Here is a 26,333-nt window from a genome sequence, read left to right on the forward strand (position 1 = left end):
GGGCGCGGCGCAATTATGCATACGCACGACGCGTCCGGCAACGGCCAGGTGCGGCTGTCAGGAGCGGCGCTCGCCGGCCTTCAGCGCCGGCCACGCGGCGCGGAGATAGAGCACGGCGGACCACAGGGTCAGCAGCGCGGCGACGGCCAGCATCCAGTCGCCGACGTGGAAGATCGGCTCGCCCAGCCAGGGCTGCGGGCGCGGCGGATTCTTGTCGGGGGTCACGGCGTACAGCAGGCACAGCAGCGCGCCCATCTGCACCACGGTCTTGATCTTGCCGATGGTCGCGACCTTGACCGTGGCGCGCTGGCCGAGCTCGGCCATCCATTCGCGCAGCGCCGAGACCGCGATCTCGCGGCCGACGATCACCGCCGCCCAGAACGCCATCCACGGCGTGGGATGGCCCTGCACGATCAGGAACAGCGCGGTCGCCACCATCAGCTTGTCGGCCACCGGGTCGAGGAAGGCGCCGAAGGCCGAACTCATGCCGTAGCGGCGCGCGATCCAGCCATCCAGCCAGTCGGTGAAGGCGGCCAGCGCGAACACGCCGGCGGAGGCGAAATTGCTCCACTGCCACGGCAGGTAGAAGGTCAGCACCAGCACCGGGATCAGGAGGATGCGCAGCAGGGTCAGCCAGGTGGGCAGCGTCAGTTTCATGCGGTTCCGGGGGCGTCCAACCCGTGCAGTGTGGCGTAAATCCGTTCGGCGAGGGCGAGGTTGACGCCCTCCACGCGGGCGATTTCCTCGACGCCGGCGGCGCGCAGGCCGCCCAGTCCGCCGAAATGCTTGAGCAGCGACGCGCGCCGCCGCGGGCCGATGCCGGGGATGTCCTCGAGCCGGCTGGTGCTGCGCGCCTTCTGCCGCCGGCCGCGGTGGCCGGTGATGGCGAAGCGGTGCGCTTCGTCGCGCACCTGCTGCACCAGCTGCAGCCCGGGCGACGCCGCGCCGGGCTTGAGCTCGCGCCCGTCCGGCAGCAGCAGGGTCTCGTCGCCGGGTTTGCGCGCCTCGCCCTTGGCCACGCCCACAACCGTGATCGCCCCTTCGATGCCGAGCCCGGTGAGCACCGCATTGGCCTGGGCCACCTGCCCGGCCCCGCCGTCGATCAGCAGCAGGTCGGGCAGCACCGCGTCGGGATTGCCCGCGGCGCGCTTGAATCGGCGCGTCAGCGCCTGGTGCATGGCGGCGTAGTCGTCGCCGGGTTCGATGCCGGCGATGTTGTAGCGGCGGTACTGGCCGCGCACCGGGCCTTCGGCATCGAACACCACCTGCGAGGCCACGGTCGCCTCGCCCATGGTGTGGCTGATGTCGAAGCATTCGATGCGCCGCGCCGGCTGCGCCAGGCCCAGCAGATCGCGCAGCGATTCGGCGCGCGCGGCCTGCGCGGCCTGGCTGCCGAGCTGTGCGGCCAGCGAGTTCTCGGCGTTGCGGCGCGCCAGGTCCAGGTAGCCGGCGCGCTCGCTGCGCACGCTGGTCTTGATCGCCACCCGGTAGCCGGCATTGAGCGCGAACGCTTCCTCCAGCAACGGCACGTCCTCGATCACCCGGTCGAGCACGATCTCGCGTGGCGGCTGGTGCGCGGTGTAGTACTGCGCGACGAAGGCGGCCAGCACCTCGGCCGGCTCCTCGACGCCGTTGGTCTTCGGGAAGAAGGCGCGGGTGCCGAAGTTGCGGCCGTCGCGGAAGGCCAGCAGCAGCACGCAGGCGCTGGCGCGCTCGGTGGCGATGGCGAGCACGTCGAGATCGGCCGCGCGGCCATCGACGTACTGCCGCGCCTGCATGCCGCGCAGGCTGGCGAGCGTGTCGCGCAGGCGCGCGGCCAGCTCGAAGTCCAGGCGACCGGCGGCGGCCTCCATGTCGTTGCCGAGTTCCACCAGCAGCTCGTCGCTGTGGCCTTCGAGGAACAGGCGCACGCGGCGCACCGAGGCCTCGTACTCGTCGGCTTCGACGAAACCCACGCAGGGCGCGCTGCAGCGGCCGATCTGGTACTGCAGGCAGGGCCGCGTGCGGTTCCTGAAGACGCTGTCCTCGCAGCTGCGCAGCTTGAACAGCTTGTGCAGCAGGTTGAGCGTTTCGCGCACGGCGACCACGCTGGAATACGGGCCGTAGTAGCGCCCGGGCACCGACTGCGGCCCGCGGTGCAGCGCGATGCGCGGCCACTCTTCGCGCGTCATCAGCAGGTGCGGATAGCTCTTGTCGTCGCGCAGCAGCACGTTGTAGCGCGGCTTGAGCGACTTGATCAGCTGGTTTTCCAGCAGCAGCGCCTCGGCCTCGGTGCGGGTGACCGTGACCTCCATGCGCGCGACCTGCGACAGCATGGCCGCGGTGCGCGCGTTCTTGGGGCTGGCGTTGAAGTAGCTGGCGACGCGTTTGCGGAGCGCACCGGCCTTGCCGACGTAGAGCACGCTGTCGTCGGCCGCGAACATGCGGTAGACGCCCGGTGCGGTGCTCAGTCCGCGGACGAAGGCCTTGCCGTCGAACGGCGGCGGGGCGGGCTCGGACGGTGCGGCGGGCCCGGTGGGGTCGCCGGGCCTGGTCATTCGCCGATCGGGACGTGCTTCAGGCTGCCGTCCCGGGTGTCGTGGCGCAGCACCGCGTGGGCATCGGTGTCGGCGATCCAGACCACGCCGTCCGCGGCCGCCAGGCCGCAGGGCGCGTGCAGCCGCTGCGGCAGCGGCACGGTGGTGACTTCGCCGCCGCCCAGGCGCAGCGCCCGCAGGCAGTCGTTGCCGCTGTCGGCGATCCACAGCACCGGCGAGGTCTGGTCGAGCGCGATCGCCTGCGGCTGCTGCAGCCGGGCCTCGGTGCGCGCGCCGTCGGCATTGCCGTGGGTCCAGGCATCGGCGCCCACCAGCGTGGTGACCTGGCCGCTGCGCGCATTGGCCGAGCGGATGGCCGAGCCAGCGGCGTCGCAGACGTACACCGCCTGCTGCACGGTGGCGAGCGAGGCCGGCTCGGCGAACGCGGCCTGCGGCCCCACCCCGTCGGTCACCGCCAGCTCGCCCGAGCCGGCCACCAGCGCGATCTCGCGCGTGCCGAGGTCGAAACGCCACACGCGGTTGTCCCCGGCGGTGGCGATGAACAGGCTGCTGGCCGCGAGCGAGGCGGCGACCGCCCGAGGCTGGTCCAGCGCCACCATGCGCGGATCCGCGACCAGACCCTCGGTGGGCGTGCCGGGCCGGCCGGCGCCGACCACGGTGTCGATGTCGCCGCTGCGCAGCTGGACGCGGCGCACCGCGTGATTGCCGGTATCGGCGATGTACAGCGTGTCGCGTTCGATCGCCAGGCCCTGCGGCCGGTTGAACGCGGCCAGCTCCATCGGCCCGTCGATGAAGCCCGAGCCGCCGCTGCCGAACTGGCGCAGCACGCGCCCGCTGAGGTCGCACTCGAGCACGCGGTGGTGGCCGCTGTCGGCCACGTAGAGATAGTTGCCCGACAGCGCCAGGCCGACCGGGAAGCACAGCGGCAGCTGCGGCTCGCCGCCGCGGCGCATCTCGATGCGCTCGGCGTTGAGCGCACGCGGCGCGCCTTCGGCCTGCAGGCGGCTGATCGCGGCGTCGATTTCGCGCAGCTGACCATCGCCGACGAAGCGCTCGCGCACGCGGCCGCGCGCATCCAACAACACCACGGTCGGCCAGGCCTCGATGCCGTAGTGCTGCCACAGCACCCAGTCCGCGTCGTGCGCGACCGGGAACTCGAAGCGGTGGCGGGCGAAGCGCTTGCCGGCGCGGCGCGGCTCGCGCTCGTGATCGAAGCGCGGCACGTTGACCGCGACCACGTTCAGGCGGTCGGGGTGGCGGTTGCGCAGGTGGTCGAGGTCGACCAGGGTCTGGTTGCACCAGGCCGAGCCGCCGTTGACGAAGGCCAGCGCGGTCACCCGCCCCAGCAGCTGCGACATGCGCAGCGGCGCGGTGGTGTTGAGCCAGTCCAGGCCGGCGGGGAATTCGGGGGCGAGCGCGGCGGCATCCATGCGCCCGATTATGCCTGTCCTGCTCCGCCCCCCGCGATCGCCCCCGCCCCTCCTCCTGCAGGAGCGGCTACAGCCGCGATCAGCCCCATGCCCTGTGGGAGCGGCTATAGCCGCGATCAGCCTGCCGCCAGTCGCCGCTCAGCGCGTTCCAGGTCTTCCGGCGTGTCCACCCCCGGCGGGAACGGCTCCGGGGACAGGGCCACGGCGATCCGGTGGCCATGTTCGAGCGCGCGCAACTGTTCGAGCGATTCGGCGCGCTCCAGCGGCGTCGGCGGCAGCGCTGCGAAGCGCTTCAGGAACCCCGCGCGATAGGCGTAGATGCCGATGTGGCGCAGCCACTGGTGGCCGCCGGGCAGCTGGGCGCGCCCTTCGGCGGTGGCCCAGGCGTCGCGTGGCCACGGGATCGGCGCGCGGCTGAAGTACAGCGCGTCGCCGCTGGCGGCGCGGACCAGCTTCACCGCATTCGGATCGGCCAGCGTGGCCGCGTCTTCGACCGGCGTCGCCAGCGTCGCCATGTCGGCGGCGGAATCGACCAGGGCCGCGGCCACCGCACGGATGCCGGCGGCCGGCGCGAAGGGTTCGTCGCCCTGCAGGTTCACCACCACCGTGTCGTTGCTCCAGCCGGCGATGGCGGCGCATTCGGCCAGGCGGTCGCTGCCGGACGCATGGTCCGGCGAGGTCATGGCGATGCGCACGCCGCTGCCGGCCAGCGCATCGGCGATGCGCGGATCGTCGGCGGCGACCCAGACCGCGTCCGCACCGGCCGCGAGCGCGCGCCGCGCGACATGCAGGACCAGCGGCTCGCCGCCGAGCAACCGCAGCGGCTTGCCCGGCAGGCGCGAGGCGGCATGACGCGCCGGAATGGCGACGACGAAGGGATGGTTCATCGGGCGATTGTGCCACCTCGCCACGAGCCGCGATCAGCCACAGCCCCGGACGTCCGCGATCGCCGCGGACGATGCAACTGTAGGAGCGGCTATAGCCGCGATTCCGAGGTGTCCCGGCAACCGATGCTGCAATCGCTGTAGGAGCGGCTATAGCCGCGATCCCGATGTGTCCCCGGCAACGGAACCTGCGATCGCGGCTGTAGCCGCTCCTACAGGTGGGCAGCCGCGGAGGTGTTGGGCTTGGGCAACTTCGCCAGCAAGGCGACCCAGAAGGCTTCTGGCAGTTCGGCCTGGACCGGGACGGCATAGTGCTTGTCGGTCAGGAAGGCGGCGCACTTCACCGCGTCCTTGGCGGTCATCAGCACCGGCAGGTCGCTGCCGAAGCGCAGGTCGTCGGCGACGTAGGCGTGGTGGTCGGGGAAGGCGTGCGGCACGACGGCGATGTCCAGCGCGCGCAGCATGTCGAAAAAGCGCTCCGGATCGCCGATGCCCGCGACCGCATGCACCCGGCGGCCAGCGAAGGTCGACAGCGGCAGCGGGCGGCCGCCGACCAGCGGCACGGCATCGCCCGGCGCCAGCCACATCGGCCATTCGCCGAAGCCGGCGGCGAGATCCGGATCGCTGCCGACGTTGAGCACGCGGAAGTCGCAGCCCTCGCCGCGCTCGGCCGGTTCGCGCATGGGACCGGCGGGAATCGGGCGGCCGTTGCCGTGGCGGCGGCGGCCGTCGATGACTTCGATCTCGATGTCACGGCCCAGGGCGTAATGCTGCAGCCCGTCGTCGCAGACCACGATGTCGCAGCCGGCCTTGGCCAGCGCGCGGGCGGCCGCGACGCGGTCGCGGTCGACGCGCACCCGGGCATCGGACTGGCGCGCGATCAGCACCGGCTCGTCGCCGCCTTCGGACGCAGGCGTCGTGGCCTCCACCCACATCGCCTTCGACACATTCGCGCGGCCGTAGCCGCGGCTGGCGACGCCGGGCGTCCAGCCCTCGGCGCGCAGGCGTTCGACGATCGCCAGGGTCAGCGGCGTCTTGCCGCTGCCGCCCGCGACCAGGTTGCCGACCACCAGCACCGGCACCTTGAGCGACTGCCGGCGCAGCAGCCCGGCGCGGTAGAGGCGCCGGCGCAGCGCCACCGCCGCGCCATACACGGGCGCGACCGCCGCGGCCCACAGCGGCACGCGCGCGCCGGGCTGGTACCACCATTTCGGTGCCTGGCGGCTCATGACGTAGACCCTCGTCGCGCGCACTGGCGCACCCGCGGCCTCATGTCGTCGCGCCCTCGCGGAACTGCATGGCGTGCAGGTGCGCATAGAGGCCACCACGCGCCAGCAGCTCCACATGGGTGCCCTGCTCCACGATCCGGCCCTGGTCGAACACCAGCACCTGGTCGGCGTGCTCGATCGTCGACAGCCGGTGGGCCACCACCAGGGTCGTGCGGTCGGGCATCAGCCGCTGCAGCGCGTCCTGCACCAGGCGCTCGGATTCGGTGTCGAGCGCAGCGGTGGCCTCGTCGAGAATCAGGATCGGCGCGTCGCGCAGGATGGCGCGCGCGATCGCCAGGCGCTGGCGCTGCCCGCCCGACAGCAGCGAGCCGTTCTCGCCGATCGGCGTGTCCAGGCCCTGCGGCAGGCGCTCGATGAACTCCCAGGCGTTGGCGGCTTCGGCGGCGGCGCGGATGGATTCGCGCGGGGCGTCGATGCCGTAGGCGATGTTGGCGGCGACGGTGTCGTCGAACAGCGCCACGCGCTGGCCCACCAGTGCGATCTGGCGGCGCAGGTCGGCCAGCGGATAGTCCGCCAGCGCCACGCCGTCGAGCGTGATCCGGCCCGACGTCGGCTCGTAGAAGCGTGGCACCAGGCGGACCAGGCTGGTCTTGCCGCTGCCCGACCGGCCGACGATCGCGGTCACCGTGCCCGGCGCGGCGCGGAAGCTCACGGCCTCCAGCGCGCTGCCGTCGCCGCGGGCATAGCGCAGGCCGACGTCGTCGAACACCAGTTCGCCGCGCGCACGCTGCAACTTGTGGCGACCACGGTCGTCCTCTTCCTCGTCGTCCAGGATCGCGAACAGGCGCTCGGCGGCGGCGACGCCGCGACCGAGCACGCTCTGCACGTTGGTAATCCGGCGCAGCGACGGGATGATGCCCATCATCGCGGTCATCAGCTTGATGAACTCGCCGGGATTCAGCCGTCCGGCCAGCGACTCGTGGATCGCCACCCAGACGATCGCCGCCAGCGCCAGCGCGGCCAGGATCTGCACCAGCGCCGACGAGGTCGCACGCGTCGCCTCGACCTTCATGTTCAGGCCAAGCACGCGGTTGGCGAGCGTGGAGTAGCGCGACTGCTCGAAGCCCTGTGCACCATGGACCTTGACGTCCTGCTGCGCGGCCAGCGACTGCTCGGCGCTGTGCGCGAGGTCGCCCATGCCGGTCTGGATGCCGCGGCTGATGCGCCGGTAGCGACCGCCCACGTACCAGACCACCACGCCGATCAGCGGCGCGATCAGGATCATCGCCAGCGTCACCTTGACGCTGGTCCAGAGCATGAGGCCGAGCAGGAAGACGATGGTCAGGCCGTCGGCGATGATCATCTTCAGCGCGTCGGCGCTGGCCTGGGTGACCTGCTCGGTGTCGAAGTTCAGCCGGCTGACCATCTGCGGCACGGCTTCGGTGTCGAAGCGGCTGCTGGGCAGGCGCAGGTACTTGCCGAGCACGAGTTCGCGCAGGTCGCGCACCACGCTGCGGCCGACGCGCGCGATGCCGTAGTCGGTGCAGAAGGTGGCCAGTCCGCGCACCAGGAACAGTCCGATGATCGCGGCCGGCAGGATCAGCGCCATGCGCGGCTGCGGATCGACGAAGCCCTCGTTGGTCAGCGGCTCCATCAGCCAGACGAAGGCGGCGCCGGCGGCGGCCTCGACCACCATGCCGACCATCGCCACGACCAGCAGCGCGCGATAGTTGACCGTGTGGCCGAGCAGGCGGCGGTAGGTCTGCCAGGCGGAGGGCTCGGCCGCGGTCACGCCCGCCTGCCGCGGCGCGGATGCCTGCCCTGCTCCGCGCGGAACGTGTCCGGCCTCCGGCTTGCTCACTGCGCCGGCGCCTGCACGGCCGCGGCGCCGGCCTCCGGCGCAGTCGCGATCGAGATGCGGCGGAAGCCGAGCTGGCCCAGCGCGTCCATCGCGGTCACCACGGCCTGGTGCGGCGTGCGGGCGTCGGCGCGCAGCAGCACGGGGCGCTCGCGGTCGTCGCCGGCGACTTCCAGGATGGTGGCCTTGATCGCCTCGACGTCGGTGCGCAGCGCTTCGCGGTCGTCGATGAAGTAGCGGCCCTCGGCGTTGACCAGGACGCTCAGCGCAGGCTCCTCGCTGTCGGCGGCACGCGCATCGGCCCGCGGCAGTTCGAGCTTCAGCATCGAGCGCGTGTCGAAGGTGGTGGTGACCACGAAGAAGATGATCAGCACCAGGATCACGTCGATCAGCGGCACGAGGTTGATCTCGGGGATGTCCTCGGCGCGGCGGTCGCGGATGCGCATGCGCGGCTCAGGCCTCGGCCGGACGGGCGGCCGTGCCGTGGCCGGCAGGCGCACCGGGTGTACCGGCCTGCGCGTGGGTGCCTGCGGCGGTGGCGGTGGCGACGCGGCGGTTGCGCGGATCCAGCGTGTCCATCAGCGCGATCGCCTCGTGCTCCATCTCGACGATGTAGCCATCGATGCGCCCGCGGAAGTAGCGGTGGAACATCAGCGCCGGCACCGCGACCACCATGCCCGCGGCGGCGCAGACCAGGGCCTTGCCGATGCCGCCGGCGAGCTCGTTCATCTCGCCCATGCCGACGTCCATGATCCCGAGGAACATCTGGATCATGCCGACCACGGTGCCGAACAGGCCCAGCAGCGGGCCGATGCCGGCGATCGTGCCGAGCGCGTTGAGGTAGCGCTCCATGCGGTGCGCGAGATGGCGGCCGACGTCCTCGACGCGTTCGCGCATCTCGTCGCGCGGGTGGTTGCGCATGTCGAGCACGCTGGCCAGCAGCGCGCCAAGCGGCGAGTTGCCGCGCAGCGATTCGATGTGCGCCGGATCGAGCTGTCCGCCGCGCCCGACCCAGTCGCGCACCTCGCGGCCGAGGCCTGGCGGCAGCACCTGCGCGCGGCGCAGGGTCCAGAACCGTTCGACGATGATCGCCAGCGCCACCGCCGACAGCAGCAGCAAGGGCAGCATCGGCCACCCGCCTGCCTTGACCAGTTCCAGCACGTATCCACTCCTGGGCCGGGGGGCCCGCGGGCTAACAGGGCGCATAGGATACCGCCAGCCGCCCCGCCCGCGACCGGGGCCGCCGGGGGGCCCCTCTCGTGTAGGAGCGGCTACAGCCGCGATCGCGAGGCGGCGTCGTTGACGCTGCTGGACCGCGGGACACGGCGATCGCGGCTGTAGCCGCTCCTACAGGGGCGGGGTGTCGCGGGTCGTGGCGTCCCAGAAGCGACGGCGGCGGGCGCGTTCGGTCTGGACCTGCAGGCCGGCGCTGGTCAGGCGCAGGTGCGCCGCGCCGCCTTCGGGCGTTCCCAGCACGGTCGTGCCACGCCGCTCCCACCGTTCCACCGTGCCCGCGTCCGGATGTCCGAAGCGGTTGCCGTGGCCCGCCGACACCAGCGCCAGCGTCGCGCCGGTGGCCGCCACGAAGTCCGCGCTCGATGAGTGCCGCGACCCGTGGTGCGGTATGAGGACGACCTCCGCGGGCAGGTCTTCTGGCAGGCGCCCCACCAGGCGCTCCTCGACCGCCTCGCCAATGTCGCCCGGCAGCAGGAGCGCGCCGTGCACGGTCTCGATGCGCAGGACGCAGCTGGATTCGTTGCGCAGGTCGGGGAAGTGCAGCGGTGGATGCAGGAAGCGGAACTGCACGCCATCGTGCTGCCAGCCGCTGCCGGCCAGGCAGCCCGCGGCGCCTGGAATGGCCGCGCTCTCGGGCGCCAGCAGGCGCGCCGCGGGAACGCGGCGGCGCACGGCCGCCAGCCCGCCGGCGTGGTCGCTGTCGGCGTGGCTGACCACCATGGTGTCGATGCGGCGCACGCCCAGCGCCAGCAGCGCCGGGACCACCGCGCGTTCGCCGGCGTCCCAGCCATCGCGCACCGCCGGCCCCATGTCGTACAGCAGGGCGTGGCCGGCGGTGCGTACCAGCAGCGACGTCCCCTGCCCCACGTCGATCATCACCAGCTCGACCTCGCCGGCGCGCGGCAGGTGGCGGTCCGGCCACAGCAGCGGCAGCCAGAGCAGCAGGGCCAGCGGCCGGCCCGGCAGTCCGCGCGGCAGCAGCAGCCAGAACGCGCCGACCAGCGCCATCGGCAGCGCGAACCACGCCGGCTCGGGCAGCCACCACAGCGCCAGCGGGCTTTCGCCCAGGCGCTCGAACAGCGGCCAGGACAGTTCGAAGGCCGCGGCGGCCAGGCGCCAGGCGGCGTCGCCGCAGCCCGCCTGCATGGCTTCGAGCGCGGTGCCGAGCAGCGACAGCGGCACCACGACCAGGCTCCACCAGGGAATCGCGACCAGGTTGGCGAGCGGGCCCGCCAGCGAGGCCTGCCCGAACAGGATCGCGGTCAACGGCAGCAGGCCGAGCGTGGCCACCCACTGCGCGGACAGGAAATCGCGCACGGGCCGCCGGCCGGCCTGCGGCAGGCACCACAGCAGCCAGGCGACGCCGCCGAAGCTGAGCCAGAAGCCTGCCGACAGCAGCGCCAGCGGATCGACCAGCACGATGGCGATCGCGGCCAGGGCCAGCGACTCCGGGATCTGCAGCGGCCGCCGCCACAGTCGCGCAGCCACGGCCACCGCGATCATCAGCACGGTGCGCACCGTGGGCAGCGCGAAGCCGGCGAGCGCGGCATAGCCGAGTGCTCCGGCGAACGCTGCCAGCGCCGCGGCCTGGGGACGCGGCACGACGAGGCCGAGCGCCGGGACCAGCCGCCAGACGGCCGTGCCCAGCAGGGCGAAGGCGCCGGCGACCAGGCCGACGTGGAAGCCGGAGATGGCGATCAGGTGGGTGAGCCCGGTGGCGCGCAGCAGCTCCCAGTCGGTGTCGGTGAGCGCGCGGGTATCGCCAAGGGCGAGCGCGCGCACGTAGCGGGACGCGGTACCGGGCACGGCGGCCGCGATGCGCTGGGCGATGCGGTCACGCCACGCGTCGAGCCCGCGCGCCGGCGCCAGCTGCAGGGCGGTGGCCTGCTCGCGTACGTAGCCGGTGGCCGCGATGCGCGCGGCCAGCGCATGGCGCTCCGCATCGAATCCGCCCGGATTGCGCAGCCCGCGCGGGGCGCGCAGCCGCAGCTGGAGGCGCCACTCGGCGCCTGGCTGCAACTCGTGGCGCCGCGAGGGCTCGTCCGCCCATTCGTTGTCGTACCAGGACAGCCGCAGCTTCGCGCCTCGCAGGAAGTCGGGAAGCGCTGGATCATCGTGGACGCGGAACTCGAAGCGCGTGCGGCGCGGTTCGGACTCGGGCAGGCCGGTGATGCGACCGGTCACGGTGAAGTCGCCCCGCTCGTGCGCGGCAGGCAGCCGGCCGTCGAGCGACGCTGTCGCGTGCAGGCCGCACAAGGCGAAGCCGGCCAGCAGCGCGCCGGTCCATCGCCACCGGCCCGCGATCTTCCACCAGGTGCCAAGCCCCGCGACGAGCAGCACGTAGAACAGGGCCACAGCCGGCAGCCGCGGCAGGGCCAGGCACAGGACCACGCCAGCCACCAGCGCAGCGGCGGCGCCCACACCCAGCAGCGGCGCCTGCCCCGCTCGCGCCGTCACAGCCCCCGTCCCTGTAGGAGCGGCTACAGCCGCGATGCCGTCTCCCTCACCTGCTGCAGGAGCGGCTACAGCCGCGATCGCGCGCTGCGTCACACTTCCACTCTTCCCGCAATCGCGGCTGTAGCCGCTCCTACAGGGGGTGCCTTCGGGTTCATCGCTCATGACGCGGCGTCGGCATCGGCGCTGATCCAGACGGCGTCCCAGTAGGAATAGCCGCCGAAGCTCCGGGAAATTCCGGCGCGGATCGGATTCGCGACGACGTAACGGGCGGCCGCCAGCAGGTTGTCATCCGAGCGCAGTGCGCGATCGTGGAAGCCCGGCTGCCAGAGCCGGCCTGCATCCGGCTTCCAGACGCGCGTGGCGTGGGCCTTGGCGCGGCCGACGGTCCGTGACAGGGATTCGGACTCGCCCAGCTCCAGCAGGCCGTGCCAGTGGTCGGGCATGAGGACCCAGCAGAGCAGCCTCGATCCGGGCCAGGCATCCCGCCCGGCGAGTGCACGTGCGACCGCGGCCGCGGGCTCCCAGTCCTGGAACCACGGCCTGCGACCGTCGGTGACGATGGTGACCAGGTAGATCCGGCCGGGTTCCGACCAGCGGCCCGATCGGAGCTCGGGGGAACGGCGTGTGGGCATGCACACGAGCGTGCGGCCCGCGGCGGCGGCAAGCAGCCCTCCCGCTTCCGGAAACCCCCTAGGAGATTCCCGCCACCCCCCTGTAGGAGCGGCTACAGCCGCGATCCGGGCCGCCGTCCCCCTGTAGGAGCGGCTATAGCCGCGATTGCGGGACGTTGATCGCGGCTGTAGCCGCTCCTACAGCGAGAGGAGGCGCGGGGGTCAGGCGCTGGCGGGGGCGATCTCGCGGAGGCGGCCTTCGTGGAGTTCGAGGACGCGGTCGAGGCGGCGGGCCAGGCTGCGGTCGTGGGTGACGAGGACCAGGCTGGTGCGCTCGGCACGGTTGAGTTCGAGCATCAGGTCGAAAACGGTGGCCGCGGTCTTCTCGTCGAGGTTGCCGGTGGGCTCGTCGCCGAGCACGCAGGCCGGACGGTTGACCAGTGCGCGGGCGACGGCGGCGCGCTGGCGTTCGCCGCCCGACAGTTCGCCGGGCTTGTGCTCGAGGCGATGGCCCAGGCCGACGCCTTCCAGCAGCGCGCGCGCGCGCGACGAGGCGTCGGGCACCGCGGCGCCCGACAGCAGCACCGGCAGCATCACGTTCTCCAGCGCGGTGAACTCGGGCAGCAGGTGGTGGAACTGGTAGACGAAGCCGAGCGCGCGGTTGCGCAGGCGGCCGCGGTCGGCGTCGGACAGTGCGCTCATGCGCTGTCCGGCCACGTAGACCTCGCCCGCGGTCGGCGTGTCGAGTCCGCCGAGCAGGTGCAGCAACGTGCTCTTGCCCGCGCCGGAGGCGCCAAGGATGGCGACGGTCTCGCCCGCGGCGACGCTCAGGTCGAGGCCGTCGAACACCGGCGTATGCATCCGGCCCTCGGCATAGGTCTTGCCCAGGCCGTCGGCGCCGACCACTTCGTCGGCGTGGCGCGTGTCGGCATGCGCCCTGGCGCCTGCCATCGCAGCCTGCTCACTCATAGCGCAGCGCCTCCGCCGGGGCCGTGCGCGCCGCGCGGCGCGCCGGGTAGATGGTGGCCAGGAAGGCCATGACCAGGGCGACGATCGCGACGATGGTGATGTCCTGGGCGCTGAGGTCGGTCGGCAGGCCGGTGATGTAGTAGACGTCGGCCGGCATCAGCTCGGCGCCGGTGACCTTTTCGATCAGGCGCAGGATGCGCTCGAGGTTGAGCGTCAGCGCGAGGCCGCCGATCACCCCCAGCACCGTGCCGAGCACGCCGATCAGCGTGCCCTGCACCATGAACACCTGCATGACGCCGCGCGGCGTGAGGCCCAGCGTGCGCAGGATCGCGATGTCGGACTGCTTGTCGGTCACCAGCATCACCTGCGAGGACACCAGGTTGAAGGCGCCCATGGCGATGATCAGCGACAGCAGGATCGCGATCATGGTCTTCTCGAGCTTGAGCGCGCGGAACAGGTGCGCGTTCTCCATCGTCCAGTCGCTGACCATGTAGGGCCCTTCGAGCTTCAGCGCGAGATCGCGCGCCACCGCGTATGCCTGGTCCATGTCGTGCATCTGCAGGCGCACGCCGGTCACGCCGTCGCCCATGCGCAGCAGCCGCTGCAGGTCCTCGATGTTGACCACGGCCAGGCCGCGGTCGAAGTCCTGGTAGCCGGCCTCGAAGATCCCGCTGACGGTGAAGCGCTTGAGCTGCGGCACCGCGCCCATCGGCGTGGCCTGGAAGTCGGTGGTGGCAACGACGCTGTCGCCCAGGCGTACGCCCAGCCACAGCGCGAGCTCGCGGCCGAGCACGATGTTGTAGCTGCGCGGTTCGAGCGTCCCGAGGCTGCCCTCGACCATGCGCTCGCCGAGGATCGAGACCTTGGCCTCGTCGTCCGGACGGATGCCGCGCAGCATCGCCGGCTCGCGGCGCTTGCCGGACAGCAGGGCCTCGGTCGAGATATAGGGCGCGGCGGCCGCCACGCGCGGGTCGGCGTTGCCGGCCTCGACGGCCTGGCGCCAGTTGGCCATCGGCTCGCCGTGCGCGCTGACGGTGGCGTGCTGCGTCATCTGCAGCATGCGGTCGCGGATCTCGCGCTGGAAACCGCTCATCACGGCAAGCGTGGTGATCAGCGCGGTCACGCCGATGGCGATGCCGAGGATCGAGGCCAGGGAGATGAAGGAGATGAAGCCGTTGCGGCGCTTGGCGCGCAGGTAGCGCAGGCCGATGGCGACAGGCAGTGGTTTGAACATCGGGTCTCGCCGGCTGAATGCCGCTATGGTGCCACCGATGGCCCGGCGCGCGCAGGGTCCAGCCGCCCGGTGGCCAGCCGGAGTTCACGGCGCCGGTGTGGCGGGAGGGTGTCGGGCCACCAGGCGAGGCGCTGGCGGCGGCCGGTCGGGCCGCGCAGGACCATGAACGCCAGGGGTCCGCGCCACTGCAGTTCGATGCCGGAAACCTCGTCCCCGTCCAGCAGCAGGCGCCCGTCCGCGGTGAACAGCAGGCTGTGCAGCGGCTGGTGCCATGCGCGCCACGCGAGGGACAGGCCGTGCAGGAGCGCCGCCGCCGCGAGCATCCAGGCCGCGCCGCGTGGAAGCTCGCTCGCCAGCACCGCGAGCGGCGCCAGCGCGGACAGCATCAGCAGCGCCGCGAGCAGCCAGCGCGAGGGCCGCCACTCAATGCGGCAGGGCGCGGATCCGCCCGACGAGGGCTTCGAGTTCGGCGTCATCCGGACGTTCGTGGCCGAGGAACCATTTCCACAGCCTATCGTCCTCGCTGTCGAGCAGGCGCAGGAAGGTGGCACGTTCAGCCGTCGGGGAAGCCCGCCATTCCTGCTCGAGCCAGCGCTCGAGCAGCCGGTCGAGCTCGCGCATGCCGCGCCGGCAGCGCCAGCGCAGGCGACGCAGCTCGGCGTCGTCGTCCTCGAGGATCATCGCGTCACCGGGTACGAAAGCGCCGGCGTGGGCCGGCGCGTCGTTCCGCTCAGACCTGGCGCTCGAGCATCAGCTGCTTGATCGCGCCGATCGCCTTCGCGGGATTGAGTCCCTTCGGGCAGGTGCGCGTGCAGTTCATGATCGTGTGGCAGCGGTAGAGCTTGAACGGATCCTCGAGGTCGTCCAGGCGCGTGCCGGTGTCCTCGTCGCGCGAGTCGACGATCCAGCGGTAGGCCTGGAGCAGGATCGCCGGGCCGAGGTAGCGGTCGCCGTTCCACCAGTAGCTGGGGCAGGACGTGCTGCAGCAGGCGCAGAGGATGCACTCGTACAGGCCGTCGAGCTTGGCGCGGTCTTCCTTCGACTGCAGGCGCTCGCGGTCCGGCGGCGCCGGGCTCTGGGTGCGGATCCACGGCTGGATCGACGCGTACTGCGCGTAGAAGTGGGTCATGTCAGGGACCAGGTCCTTGACCACTTCCATGTGCGGCAGCGGGTAGATCGGCACCTCGCCCTTGCCCTTGCCGCAGTCGTCGATCGCCTTGGTGCAGGCCAGCGTGTTGGTGCCGTCGATGTTCATCGCGCACGAACCGCAGATGCCCTCGCGGCATGACCGGCGGAAGGTCAGCGTGGGGTCGATTTCGTTCTTGATCTTGATCAGCGCGTCGAGAACCATCGGACCGCACGCATCGAGGTCGACCTCGTAGGTGTCGGTGCGCGGGTTCTCGGTGTCGTCCGGGCTCCAGCGGTAGACCTTGAACTCGCGCACGCGGGTCGAACCCGACGGCGCGGCGAAGTGCCTGCCCTTGTGGACCCTGGAGTTCCTGGGGAGTGAGAATTCGGCCATCTGCTTATCGATCCTAGTAGACGCGCGCAACGGGCGGGACGACTTCGACCTCATCGTCGAGCGTGTACATGTGCACCGGGCGGTAGTCGATGCGGGTGTTGCCCGCCTCGTCGACCCAGGTGAGCGAATGCTTCTGCCACTCGGCGTCGTTGCGGTCCGGGTAGTCCTCGCGGGCGTGGGCGCCGCGCGATTCCTTGCGGTTCTCCGCCGACACGATGGTGGCCAGCGACAGGCCGAGCAGGTTCTGCAGCTCGAAGGTCTCGATCAGGTCCGAGTTCCAGACCAGCGAACGGTCGCTGACCTTGACGTCGGCGAACGAGGCGTGGATCTCGCGGATCTTCGCCACGCCCTCGGCCAGGGTCTCGCCGGTGCGGAACACCGCGGCGTCGGCCTGCATCGTGCGCTGCATGTTGTCGCGGATGACCGCGGTCGGCGTGCCGCCGTTGGCATGGCGCAGCTTGTCGAGGTTGGCCAGCGCCTTGTCGCAGGCATCCGTGGCCAGGCGCTTGTGCGGCGCGCCGGGGGTGATGGTCTCGGCGCAGCGGTTGGCCACCGCGCGGCCGAACACCACCAGGTCGAGCAGCGAGTTCGAGCCCAGGCGGTTGGCGCCGTGCACCGACACGCAGGCGGCCTCGCCGATGGCGTACAGGCCCGGCACGACCGCGTCGGGATTGCCGTCCTTCAGCTGCACCACTTCGCCGTGGTAGTTGGTCGGCACGCCGCCCATGTTGTAGTGCACGGTCGGGATCACCGGGATCGGCTGCTTCTCCACGTCGACGCCGGCGAAGATCCGCGCGCTCTCGGCGATGCCGGGCAGCTTCTCGTGGATGTCCTTCGGGTCGAGGTGGGTCAGGTCGAGGTGGATGTGGTCGCCGTGGGCGCCGACGCCGCGGCCTTCGCGGATCTCGATGGTCATCGAGCGCGACACCACGTCGCGCGAGGCGAGGTCCTTGGCGTTGGGCGCATAGCGCTCCATGAAGCGCTCGCCCTGCGCGTTGCGCAGGATGCCGCCTTCGCCGCGCACGCCTTCGGTGATCAGACAACCGGCGCCGTAGATGCCGGTGGGATGGAACTGCACGAACTCCATGTCCTGCAGGCCCAGCCCCGCGCGCAGCGCCATGCCGCCGCCGTCGCCGGTGCAGGTGTGCGCCGAGGTCGCGGAGAAATAGGCGCGGCCGTAGCCGCCGGTGGCCAGCACCGTGCCCTGGGCACGGAACAGGTGCAGCGTGCCCTCGGCCATGTCGATGGCCAGTACGCCGCGGCAGACGCCCTCGTCGTCCATGATCAGGTCGAGCGCGAAGTACTCGACGAAGAACTCGGCCTGGTGCGCCAGCGACTGCTGGTACAGCGTGTGCAGCATGGCGTGGCCGGTGCGGTCGGCGGCGGCGCAGGTGCGCTGGGCGATGCCCTTGCCGTAGTGCGTGGTCATGCCGCCGAAGGGGCGCTGGTAGATCTTGCCCTCCTCGGTGCGCGAGAACGGCACGCCCTGGTGCTCGAGCTCGATGATCGCCGGGATCGCCTCGCGGCACATGTACTGGATGGCGTCCTGGTCGCCCAGCCAGTCCGAACCCTTGATAGTGTCGTAGAAGTGGAAGCGCCAGTCGTCCTCGCCCATGTTGCCGAGCGCGGCTGAGATGCCGCCCTGCGCCGCGACCGTGTGCGAGCGGGTCGGGAAGACCTTGGTGATGCAGGCGGTGCGCAGGCCCTTCTGGGCCAGGCCGAAGGTGGCGCGGAGGCCGGCGCCGCCGGCTCCGACCACGATCATGTCGTACTTGTGTTCGGTGATCTTGTAGGCGTTGGTCATTTCGGTCTCGTCAGGCCAGCAGCGCGATCCGGGCGATCGCGTAGAGCGACGCCAGCGCGCCGAGGCTGCACAGGAGGATGTTGAGCACCAGCAGCACGAGCTCGGTCGCGCGGTCGTGGACGTAGTCCTCGATCACCACCTGCAGGCCGAGCTTGGCGTGCCAGAACAGCGCGACCACGAACAGCGCCATCAGGATCGCGTTCCAGGGCCGCGAGAAGACCTCGTGCACCTGGGCGAGGTCGGCGCCGACCATCGACACCAGGGTGCCGACCAGCCACGGCACCAGCAGGGCAAGCACGACGGCGGTGACGCGCTGCCACCAGAAGTGGCCGGTGCCGGACTTGCCGGAGCCGAGGCGCCGCGCACGCTTGAGCGGCGTGCGGTACTCGGGGATCGCCTTGGCGTCGACGTCGGTCATGCCGCACCTCCCATCGCGAAGAACCAGATCAGCGCGGTCAGCACCACGGTCAGGCCGAACACCGCATAGCCGGAGCGGTAGACCTCGGGAAGCTCGAAGCCCCAGCCCGAATCCCACAGCATGTGGCGGATGCCGTTGAGCAGGTGGTAGACCAGCGCCAGGGAGAAGCCGAACAGCGCGAGCTTGCCCAGCGGCGACGCCAGGCAGGCCGCGGCGGATGCATAGGCGTCGCCACCGGCGGCGACGGCGAGCAGCCACCAGGCCAGTCCGAACGCACCGACCACCAGGGCGACGCCCGTGGCGCGGTGCAGGATCGACATGAGCATGGTGATCTGCCAGCGGTACACCTGGAGGTGCGGCGACAGGGGACGTTTGGGGTGGGTCATCGCGGCAGGCATCTCTCGCTGGGCGGCGGTGACGCCGCGTTGGCTTTCATGGACAGGTGGGACTTGCGGCCGCGTCCTGCAGCCCGCGGCATCAGAAGTCGATGCAGCGTCCGTTCTTTTCCCAGTCCCCGTAGCGCGTCGGATCCAGACCCTCGCGGCCACCGTGTTCCGGCGCCGCTGGCGGCGTCACGGGAGTGGCCCTGGAATCGTCCGACCTTGCGTCCGGAGCGGTCCGAGGCGGCGTTTCGCCTATGATTGCGGGGTCTGGCACGAGCCGAAGTTTACGTCCCGGAGCACAGTTTGGACAAGCCAGCCGCCGCCAAGGCGCCGTTTTTCGCCCTTTCCGACCACGCGCTGCTCGCCCTGGAGGGGCGTGACGCCGTCGCCTTCGCACAGGCGCAGTGCATGAGCGACGTCGCCACGCTTTCCGACGGGCAGTGGCAGTGGAGCGGCTGGCTCACGCCCAAGGGCCGGGTGCAGGCGCTGTTCGCGCTGCTGCGCGTGGGCCCCGAAGCGGTCTGGCTGCTGCTGCCCGACGGCGACGCACAGGCCCTGAAGGCGGCGATGGAGCGCTTCGTCTTCCGCAGCAAGGTGACGCTGCGCGTGCCCGACGGCCTGACGCTCTGCGCCTCGTTCAGCGCACCGGCGGCGGCCTCGGGCGCGATGACCGCGACCGATGCCAAGGGACGCGTCGAATTCGACCTCGGTGACGGCACCACGGCTCGGACGCTGCGCGTCTGCCAGGGCTGCCTGGCACCCGCGGATCCGGGCGCCCTCGCCCGCTGGCGGGCCTTCGACCTGGTGCATGGCCTGCCCCGCCCCGGCTCCGCAGGCCTGGAGGCCTGGACGCCGCAGCAGCTGTCGCTGGATCGCCTGGCGGCCTACAGCGTGCGCAAGGGCTGCTATCCCGGGCAGGAAATCGTGGCCCGCACGCATTTCCTCGGGCAGGCCAAGCGCGGCCTGGCGCTGTTCGGGTCCGCCGGTGAGGCGTCCGTCGGGGCGCAGGTGATGGAGGGGGATCGCACCATTGGCACGGTGGCCTCGTCGGCCCCGGCCGTCGATCTCGCCGGGGCGCACGGTGCCACCGGCGCACCTGCAGGGCTGGTGCTGGCGGTGCTTCCGCTGGACCGGCCCGCGGACGCCGCGCCGCTTGCCGTCGAAGGCCTGCCGCTGGCGCCCCTGCCACTGCAGGACGGCCTGGCCCGCTGACCGCCCAGCCACCCACGCACGCCAGCCCCCTGTAGGAGCGGCTACAGCCGCGATCGCCCCTCGCAACGCACTCCGCCCTTCGCGACGCACTCGGCCCTTCGCGACGCACTCCGCTCGTCCCGACGCACTCCGCCAGTCCGCCGCATTGCGCGATCGCGGCTGTAGCCGCTCCTACAGGGGGAAACGTCGGCGGCTGCCGGAAACGCGACTGCGGTTGCACAAGTTTCACGGGCCTTGGCTATGCTCCGGCGCAGGGGATCCGGAGGGGGATGCCAGGCATGGGGCCTGGTGCCGCTGCACCACAGCTGAGGGGACATCCATGCATCGACACACGAAGCCGCTGCTGGCGGCGTTCGCGACCGCCTGCCTTGCCGCCGCCTGCGCCAGCACGCCGGCCCCGGCACCTGCGCCCGAGCCGGCGCCGCCGGTGGCCTCATTCGACCACACCCTGTCAGGCGATGCGCTGTTCGCATTCGGCCAGGCCAGCGTGGCCAATCTGAGCGAGGCCGGCCGCGCGGAGCTCGACGCGCTGGCCGCGCGCGTGCTGGCGACGCCCGGCATCGACATGGTCCATGTGATCGGCCACAGCGACCGCATTGGCAAGGACGCGGCCAACGTCGAACTGTCGCGCAAGCGCGCGGCGGCCGTGCGCGACCACCTGGTCGCGGCCGGCGTACCGGCCGGCAGCGTCACCGCCGTGGGCCGTGGCAGCGTCGAGCCGGTGGCGACCTGCGAAGGCGAACGCGGCCAGACCCTGATCGACTGCCTGGCGCCCAACCGCCGCGTCGAGGTACGCGTGGTCGCTCCCTGATTGCAGGCCCACCCCCTGTAGGAGCGGCTACAGCCGCGATGCGGGTAGCCGGTGATGTGGCGGGTTTCCGGCAGATTGATCGCGGCTTTAGCCGCTCCTACAGGTTCTTCTGGCGGCGGTTAGGGTCGGGCGGCTTCAGGCCGCCAGGCGGTCCGCGGCGGCCACGATCTGCTCCTCCGACGGGATCACCAGGAAGGCCGCGCCCGCCAGCGGGGTGAAGGTGTCCGCACCCACCACGCGCTGCAGCGGGACACCCGCCAGCCCGCCCTCGACCAGGGCGGTGATGATGCCCTCGCCCACGCCGGCGCTGCGCCGGCCTTCGTCGACCACCAGGATGCGCTTGGCGCCTGCGGCCTGTTCGCGGATGAAAGCGTCGTTGAGCGGCACCAGCCAGCGCAGGTCGACCACGCGCACCGACCAGCCGTGCTTCGCCTCGATCGTGCGCGCGGCACGCAGGCTCATCGGCACGCCGTTGCCGAAGGTGAAGACCACCAGGTCGTCGCCACCTTGGCCGTAGACGCGACCCTCGCCCAGCGCCATGGCTTCGCCCGGCGCCGGGAACTCCGTCAGCCAGCCGCCGTCGCCCGGCTCGTGCAGGTCCTTGGCCATGTACAGCGCGATCGGCTCGAGGAAGGCGCAGACGCGCCCGTCGACCTTGGCCAGCGCCATCAGCGTGCGCAGCATGGTGACCGCGTCGTCGCCGCGACTGGGGCAGCCGACCACCAGGCCCGGGATGTCGCGCAGCGCGGTGATCGAGTTGTCGTTGTGGAAATGCCCGCCGAAGCCGCGCTGGTAGCCGAGCGAGGCGATGCGCATGACCATCGGGTTGCGGTACTGGCCGTTGGAGAAGAACTGCAGGCTGGCCGCCTCGCCGCGGATCTGGTCGCAGGCGTTGTGGAAATAGGCCAGGTACTGGATCTCCGGCATCGGCAGCAGGCCCATGTTGGCGTAGCCCTGGGCCAGGCCCAGGATCACCGTCTCGTCGAGCAGGGTGTTGAACACGCGGCGCGCGCCGAAGGCCTTCTGCAGGCCCTTGGTGACCGTGTACACGCCGCCCTTCTGGGCCACGTCCTCGCCGAACAGCAGGGCTTCCGGGTACTTGGCGAAGAGGTCGTGCAGCGCCTGGTTGATCTGGATGGCGAGGTGCCTGGGCGGCTGGCGCTCGGGCAGCTTCGCCTCTCCGCCGAACGCTTCGAGGCGCCGCGAGCCATAGTCGGCGCGCGCGGCCTCGGCCGCCACCGCCCCGGGCGTGTACGGCGCAAGTGGCGCCATCACATCCTCCAGCAGCTCCAGCCGCGGCCGGCGATCGGCGTCCTCGGCCGCGGCGAAGCACTTCGCCCGCGTGGCCTCGTACAGGTCGATCACCTCGTCCTTCGACATCAGTCCGGACTCCAGCGCGATCACCGCCGAACGCAGCAGCGGGTCGGTGGCCTCGACCGCGCACAGCTCCTCGATCGAACGCCACTCGATCTCGAAGTCGGTGCCGGCGTGGCCCATGATCCGGGTGGTGCGCAGGTGCAGGAAGGTCGGACGGCGCGTGCGGCGGCAGTGCTCGACCGCGCGCTGCACGTCGCCGTAGCCGCCGGCCAGGTCAAGGCCGTCGGCGGCGAAATAGTCGAGGTCGGGCCGCTGGCTGAAGTTGCGCGCGATCCAGCCGTCGGGCGTCTTGACCGAAATGCCGATGCCGTTGTCCTCGCAGACGAACAGCACCGGCGCCGGCAGCTTCTGGTACGCCGTCCAGGCGGCGACGTTGAAAGCCGTCTGCGCGGTGGCATGGTTGCTCGACGCGTCGCCGAAGGAACAGATGGCGATGCTGTCGTCGGGAACCGGCAGCGCATGGCCGATGCGCCGCGCCTGCTCGATCGCCACCGCCGTCCCGAATGCCTTGGGCAGGTGCGAAGCGATCGTGGACGTCTGAGGCAGCACCCACAGCGGCTTGCTGCCCCAGACCTTGTGGCGTCCGCCCGACGCCGGGTCGTCCTTGCTTGCGGCGAACGACAGCGCCGAGTCCATCACCGGGTCCATGCCCGGCAGCTTGCGGAAGCGCTCGGCCATGAAGCCGCCCGAACGGTAGTGCAGGAAGGCCGGATCGGTATGGCGCGAGGCGCGGGCGACCATCGCGTTGCCTTCGTGGCCGCTCGAGCCGATGGTGTAGAAGACCTTGTTCTGCACCCGCAGCACGCGCGCCATCAGGTCGAGGTGGCGGCTGACCAGCTGCGACTCGAACAGTTCGCGAAAACCGCGGGCGTCGAGCGCGCTGCCCTCCAGCACCGGCTCAGCCGCGGCGGGCGCCTGGCCCGCACGGCCGTCCCAGCCGAGCACGAACTCGCGGAAATTGATGTCGCAGATCTCGGCGCGGTTGAGGCCCTTCATGCGGGCCGGGATGGGCGTGGGAACGGCTGCGAACATGGCGTTGCGTGTCCTGTCGAAAGGTGCGTGGCGGCTTCAGGCGAAGCGCTTGCGGGTGTCCTGCCACTGCGCGCGGGTCTGTTCCCAGACCTCCACGGGCGCATCCTCGTACGGCGCCGGCAGCTGTCCGGGGCCCCTCAGGCGCGAGCCCAGGCGGCGGGCCAGGGCCTGCGAGGCGAGGTTCGCCGGTGCGATGCAGTGGATAAAGTCGTCCCAGCCGAGGTTGGCGAGCGCCCAGTCGACCGCGGCGACCGTGGCCTCGGTGGCATAACCGCGCCCCCAGGCGTCGGGATGGAAGGAATAGCCGATCTCGTTGCCCGGCCAGCCTTCCGGCTTCCAGGGCCCCGCCTGGCCCAGCCAGAGCCCGGTGTCGCGGTCGATGACCGCAAACATGCCGAAGCCCTGCAGCATCCAGGCGCCCGGCTGCTGCAGGAAGCGACGCCAGGCGGCCGCGCGCGGCGCGTGGCCGCCGATGTGGCGCGCCGCATCCTCGTCGGCCAGCAGTTCGGCGAAGCGGTCGAAGTCGCCGATCCGCGGGAGGCGCAGGACCAGCCGTTCGGTTTCGATGCGGACCTCGTGCACGGACATCGGCCTGCTCCGTTGCTGACCTTGCGTAGCCGTCCGGCACGACGTGCCGGGCCGGGACTCCCTGGATCGGGGCTCAGCCGCCGAAGGCGTTGATGCCGGTCAGCTCGCGACCCACGACCAGCTGGTGCACGGTCTCGGTGCCCTCGTAGGTGATCACCGATTCCAGGTTCAGCGCATGGCGGATCGGGCAGTGTTCGGTGGTGATGCCGGCGCCGCCGAGCAGGTCGCGTGCTTCGCGGGCGATGTCGATGGCCATGCGGCAGTTGTTCCACTTCGCCAGCGACACCTGGGTCGGCTGCATCCTGCCGGCGTCCTTCAGGCGGCCCAGCTGCAGCGAGAGCAGCTGGGCGCTGGTGATGCGACGCGCCCAGTCGGCCATCTTGATCTGCGCGCTCTGGGTCGCGGCCACCGGGCGGCCGAACAGGATCCGCTCCTTGCTGTACTCCAGCGCCTCGTCCAGGCAGGCGATGGCGGCGCCGATCGGGCCCCAGGTGATGCCGTAGCGGGCCTGGGTCAGGCAGCCCAGCGGGCCTTTCAGGCCCTTCACGTTCGGCAGCCGGTTGGCCTCCGGCACGCGCACGTTGTCGAAGAACAGCGCGCTGGTGACCGAGGCCCGCAGGCTCATCTTGTGCTTGACCAGCTGGGCCTTGAACCCCGGGAAATCCTTCTCGACAACGAAGCCCTGGATGCCGTCATCGGTCTGCGCCCAGACGATCGCGATGTCGGCGATGTTGCCGTTGGTGATCCACATCTTGGAGCCGTTGATCACCCAGTCGCCGCCGTCGCGCCTGGCGTGGGTCTTCATGTTGGCCGGGTCGGAACCGCCGTGCGGTTCGGTCAGGCCGAAGCAGCCGATGACCTTGCCCGCCGCCATGTCGGGCAGCCACCGCTGCTTCTGCTCCTCCGTGCCATAGGCGAAGATCGGGTACATGCACAGCGAGGACTGGACGCTGGCGAAGCTGCGCAGCCCGGAGTCGCCGCGCTCCAGCTCCTGGCAGATCAGGCCGTAGCTGACGTAGTTGAGCTCCGCGCCGCCGTATTCGGCCGGAAGCGTCGCGCCGAGCAGGCCCAGGCCCGCGATCTCGGGGATCAGCTCGCTGGGGAAACGGCCTTCGTCGAAGCATTCGCCGATGATCGGCAGCACGCGCTCGTCGGTGAACCGGGCCACGCTGTCCTGGACGGCGCGCTCCTCCTCGGTGAGCAGCGAGCGGACGTCGTAGAGGTCGTAGGGGTTCAGGGCCATGGGAGCGCAACCGTCGGCAGGAAACCCCGCATTCTAGCCACTCCGCCCCCCTTGTAGGAGCGGCTACAGCCGCGATCGCCTCGTCGCCGTGACAGGGATCGCGGCTGTAGCCGCGCCGACAGAAAGCCAAAACGCCCCGGGGGGGGCGGCTGTCTTCGGTCGGAGGGGTACAGGGCCATGGGCGCGCACCCGCCGGCAGGAAACCCGGCATTCTAGCCGCTCCTACAGAAAGAAAAAACGCCCCGAGTGGGGCGTCTTTCTTCGCACGGAGGGAGGCGATCAGCCGCGGCTGGAGTCGCCGTCGACCGCGGCGACCTGGGTCACGACCTGGCCGTCGATCACCGGCAGGCGGTCGCCGGGGCGCTCGTCCATGCGGATGCTGCGCTCGGCGCCGTCGTAGCGGTAGGTGACGTCGTAGCCCACCGTCACCTCGGTATCACCCAGGGCGATGCGGTTCGCCGGCTTGCTGTCGGTGCGCATGCTGCCGGTGGTGCCGTCCGGGTTGCGATAGGTCACGTTGTAGGCGACCACGCGCGAGGACTGCGAGCTGTCGTTCACCGTGCGGCACTGGCGGTCGACGCGTTCGACCACGCGGCCACCGACGTGGCGACGGTCGACCTCGCGGCCGGCGAGGCCGCCGCCCACGGCGCCTGCGACGGTGGCGAGCTTGCGCCCGTTGCCGCTGCCGACCTGGTTTCCGACCAGGCCGCCGATGACGGCGCCAGCGACCGTGCCGCCGACGTTGCCGTCACGCTCGGCCATCCGCTCCTGCACCACCACGTCCTCGCAGACCTGGCGCGGCGAGCTGGTGGTGGAGGTCTCGCGGATGGCCTCGGAGCCGATCACCGTGGCGTACTGCGGCTCGCGCTCGGTGATGGGCTCGATGGCGACCACCGGGGCGTACTCGAGCCGGCCTTCGCCGGGAAGCGCCTCGTCGAGCGCGAAGGCGTCACCGATGCGCGCGGCATCGCCGGTCGCGGCGACGTCGGCGCGCGGGCCGTCATCGCGGTTGCCCTGGAAGGCAGCCACGGCGACGCCGCCAACGAGCAGCGAGGCGAGTGCAATGGCGAGCGTGTTGTTCTTCATAAGGGGGCTCCTCGGGGGCGAAGCCGGTCGTTGCGAGCGAAGATCCGGCGGTGACCCGATTCGACCACTCCGCGCCTGAACAGGTCCCGATCAGGCGGTCCCGGACTGAGCAATCCGTGAACCCTGCCGCGATCGGCCGCGTGCTAGCGTGCCGCGAAGACGCATCTCCGGAGACTGCAGTGGCCAATCCCATCCTCGCCCCCGTGCTGCGCTGGCTGGGCCGGCTCAGCTATCCCAAGCTGTTCGCCATGGCGGCCGTCCTGTTCGCGATCAGCGTGGTCGTGCCCGATCCCCTGCCCTTCGTCGACGAGCTGCTGCTCGGCATGGGCGCGCTGCTGATCGCACGGCGCAAACGCAAGCCGGAAGCGCCGAGCGGTCGGGTCATCGATGGCGAAGCGCGCCGCGGCTGAGC

The 26,333-nt window shown here is 71.4% G+C and carries 26 protein-coding genes; 3 read left to right on the top strand and 23 right to left on the bottom strand.

Annotated elements, in window-relative coordinates:
• Positions 1 to 57 precede the first annotated feature (57 nt).
• The 19 genes from pgsA to JG616_RS02180 form a co-directional block, all read right to left on the bottom strand.
• Complete coding sequence (gene pgsA, locus JG616_RS02090; protein ID WP_199391526.1) at positions 58 to 657, bottom strand: CDP-diacylglycerol--glycerol-3-phosphate 3-phosphatidyltransferase; 600 nt, start codon at positions 655 to 657, stop codon at positions 58 to 60.
• Entirely contained in the window at positions 654 to 2,537 is a 1,884-nt protein-coding gene (uvrC, locus tag JG616_RS02095; protein WP_199391527.1) for an excinuclease ABC subunit UvrC, read from the bottom strand. Before uvrC ends, pgsA begins: the two co-directional genes overlap by 4 nt.
• Entirely contained in the window at positions 2,534 to 3,967 is a 1,434-nt protein-coding gene (locus JG616_RS02100; protein ID WP_199391528.1) for a redoxin family protein, read from the bottom strand. The genes uvrC and JG616_RS02100 overlap by 4 nt, the downstream gene beginning before the upstream one ends.
• 116 nt (positions 3,968 to 4,083) lie before the next feature.
• Positions 4,084 to 4,854 (bottom strand): 3-deoxy-manno-octulosonate cytidylyltransferase, encoded by a 771-nt coding sequence (kdsB, locus tag JG616_RS02105; RefSeq protein ID WP_199391529.1) that lies wholly within the window; start codon positions 4,852 to 4,854, stop codon positions 4,084 to 4,086.
• A 209-nt stretch (positions 4,855 to 5,063) separates the two neighbouring features.
• A complete protein-coding gene (lpxK, locus tag JG616_RS02110) occupies positions 5,064 to 6,080 on the bottom strand; it encodes a tetraacyldisaccharide 4'-kinase (protein WP_199391530.1) in 1,017 nt (338 codons plus the stop codon).
• Positions 6,081 to 6,120: 40 nt separating this feature from the next.
• Entirely contained in the window at positions 6,121 to 7,872 is a 1,752-nt protein-coding gene (msbA, locus tag JG616_RS02115; protein ID WP_199361626.1) for a lipid A export permease/ATP-binding protein MsbA, read from the bottom strand.
• Positions 7,873 to 7,937: 65 nt separating this feature from the next.
• On the bottom strand, positions 7,938 to 8,384 hold the full coding sequence (locus tag JG616_RS02120) for a biopolymer transporter ExbD (protein WP_199361627.1): 447 nt from the start codon (positions 8,382 to 8,384) through the stop codon (positions 7,938 to 7,940).
• Positions 8,385 to 8,391: 7 nt separating this feature from the next.
• Entirely contained in the window at positions 8,392 to 9,099 is a 708-nt protein-coding gene (locus JG616_RS02125; RefSeq protein ID WP_199361628.1) for a MotA/TolQ/ExbB proton channel family protein, read from the bottom strand.
• 186 nt (positions 9,100 to 9,285) lie between these two features.
• Positions 9,286 to 11,631 carry a DNA internalization-related competence protein ComEC/Rec2 gene (locus tag JG616_RS02130; protein ID WP_343224961.1) on the bottom strand — a complete coding sequence of 782 codons (2,346 nt, stop codon included), beginning with the start codon at positions 11,629 to 11,631 and terminating at the stop codon, positions 9,286 to 9,288.
• 158 nt (positions 11,632 to 11,789) lie between these two features.
• Positions 11,790 to 12,263 carry a transposase gene (locus tag JG616_RS02135; RefSeq protein WP_199391532.1) on the bottom strand — a complete coding sequence of 158 codons (474 nt, stop codon included), beginning with the start codon at positions 12,261 to 12,263 and terminating at the stop codon, positions 11,790 to 11,792.
• A 201-nt stretch (positions 12,264 to 12,464) separates the two neighbouring features.
• The gene (gene lolD, locus JG616_RS02140; RefSeq protein ID WP_199361679.1) at positions 12,465 to 13,193 is read right to left on the bottom strand and encodes a lipoprotein-releasing ABC transporter ATP-binding protein LolD; all 729 of its coding nucleotides are present in this window, start codon (positions 13,191 to 13,193) and stop codon (positions 12,465 to 12,467) included.
• Between the two features lie 10 nt (positions 13,194 to 13,203).
• The gene (locus JG616_RS02145; RefSeq protein ID WP_199361631.1) at positions 13,204 to 14,445 is read right to left on the bottom strand and encodes a lipoprotein-releasing ABC transporter permease subunit; all 1,242 of its coding nucleotides are present in this window, start codon (positions 14,443 to 14,445) and stop codon (positions 13,204 to 13,206) included.
• A gap of 23 nt (positions 14,446 to 14,468) precedes the next feature.
• On the bottom strand, positions 14,469 to 14,921 hold the full coding sequence (locus JG616_RS02150) for a hypothetical protein (RefSeq protein WP_199391533.1): 453 nt from the start codon (positions 14,919 to 14,921) through the stop codon (positions 14,469 to 14,471).
• The gene (locus JG616_RS02155; protein ID WP_199391534.1) at positions 14,869 to 15,126 is read right to left on the bottom strand and encodes a succinate dehydrogenase assembly factor 2; all 258 of its coding nucleotides are present in this window, start codon (positions 15,124 to 15,126) and stop codon (positions 14,869 to 14,871) included. Before JG616_RS02155 ends, JG616_RS02150 begins: the two co-directional genes overlap by 53 nt.
• Positions 15,127 to 15,175: 49 nt before the next feature.
• Positions 15,176 to 15,967, bottom strand: coding sequence for a succinate dehydrogenase iron-sulfur subunit (locus tag JG616_RS02160; RefSeq protein ID WP_199361634.1), 792 nt, complete (start codon positions 15,965 to 15,967; stop codon positions 15,176 to 15,178).
• A gap of 13 nt (positions 15,968 to 15,980) precedes the next feature.
• Entirely contained in the window at positions 15,981 to 17,771 is a 1,791-nt protein-coding gene (gene sdhA / locus JG616_RS02165) for a succinate dehydrogenase flavoprotein subunit (protein WP_199391535.1), read from the bottom strand.
• 10 nt (positions 17,772 to 17,781) lie between these two features.
• Complete coding sequence (gene sdhD, locus JG616_RS02170; protein WP_207748887.1) at positions 17,782 to 18,189, bottom strand: succinate dehydrogenase, hydrophobic membrane anchor protein; 408 nt, start codon at positions 18,187 to 18,189, stop codon at positions 17,782 to 17,784.
• Entirely contained in the window at positions 18,186 to 18,575 is a 390-nt protein-coding gene (sdhC, locus tag JG616_RS02175; RefSeq protein ID WP_199361636.1) for a succinate dehydrogenase, cytochrome b556 subunit, read from the bottom strand. Before sdhC ends, sdhD begins: the two co-directional genes overlap by 4 nt.
• A 91-nt stretch (positions 18,576 to 18,666) precedes the next feature.
• The gene (locus JG616_RS02180) at positions 18,667 to 18,969 is read right to left on the bottom strand and encodes a DUF1674 domain-containing protein (RefSeq protein ID WP_343224962.1); all 303 of its coding nucleotides are present in this window, start codon (positions 18,967 to 18,969) and stop codon (positions 18,667 to 18,669) included.
• Between JG616_RS02180 and JG616_RS02185 the strand changes: the two genes are divergently transcribed.
• On the top strand, positions 18,876 to 19,784 hold the full coding sequence (locus JG616_RS02185) for a folate-binding protein (RefSeq protein ID WP_234446607.1): 909 nt from the start codon (positions 18,876 to 18,878) through the stop codon (positions 19,782 to 19,784). The two genes, JG616_RS02180 and JG616_RS02185, sit on opposite strands and share 94 nt — an antisense overlap.
• Before the next feature lie 319 nt (positions 19,785 to 20,103).
• Entirely contained in the window at positions 20,104 to 20,595 is a 492-nt protein-coding gene (locus JG616_RS02190) for an OmpA family protein (protein ID WP_199361637.1), read from the top strand.
• A 135-nt stretch (positions 20,596 to 20,730) separates the two neighbouring features.
• On the opposite strand, the gene JG616_RS02195 is transcribed toward JG616_RS02190, so the two are convergent.
• From JG616_RS02195 to JG616_RS02210, 4 genes are all read right to left on the bottom strand, one after another.
• A complete protein-coding gene (locus tag JG616_RS02195; RefSeq protein WP_199391536.1) occupies positions 20,731 to 23,004 on the bottom strand; it encodes a thiamine pyrophosphate-dependent enzyme in 2,274 nt (757 codons plus the stop codon).
• Between the two features lie 36 nt (positions 23,005 to 23,040).
• Complete coding sequence (locus JG616_RS02200; RefSeq protein ID WP_199391537.1) at positions 23,041 to 23,592, bottom strand: GNAT family N-acetyltransferase; 552 nt, start codon at positions 23,590 to 23,592, stop codon at positions 23,041 to 23,043.
• Between the two features lie 73 nt (positions 23,593 to 23,665).
• The gene (locus JG616_RS02205) at positions 23,666 to 24,835 is read right to left on the bottom strand and encodes an acyl-CoA dehydrogenase family protein (protein WP_199361640.1); all 1,170 of its coding nucleotides are present in this window, start codon (positions 24,833 to 24,835) and stop codon (positions 23,666 to 23,668) included.
• Positions 24,836 to 25,114: 279 nt separating this feature from the next.
• On the bottom strand, positions 25,115 to 25,921 hold the full coding sequence (locus JG616_RS02210) for a glycine zipper 2TM domain-containing protein (RefSeq protein ID WP_199391538.1): 807 nt from the start codon (positions 25,919 to 25,921) through the stop codon (positions 25,115 to 25,117).
• 179 nt (positions 25,922 to 26,100) lie between these two features.
• Between JG616_RS02210 and JG616_RS02215 the strand changes: the two genes are divergently transcribed.
• Positions 26,101 to 26,331: a DUF6116 family protein gene (locus JG616_RS02215; protein WP_199361547.1), complete on the top strand. Its 231-nt coding sequence runs from the start codon at positions 26,101 to 26,103 to the stop codon at positions 26,329 to 26,331.
• Positions 26,332 to 26,333: the final 2 nt, after the last annotated feature.

The sequence above is a fragment of the Luteimonas sp. MC1895 genome (assembly GCF_016457215.1).
In the GTDB taxonomy this organism is placed as follows: Bacteria; Pseudomonadota; Gammaproteobacteria; order Xanthomonadales; family Xanthomonadaceae; genus Luteimonas.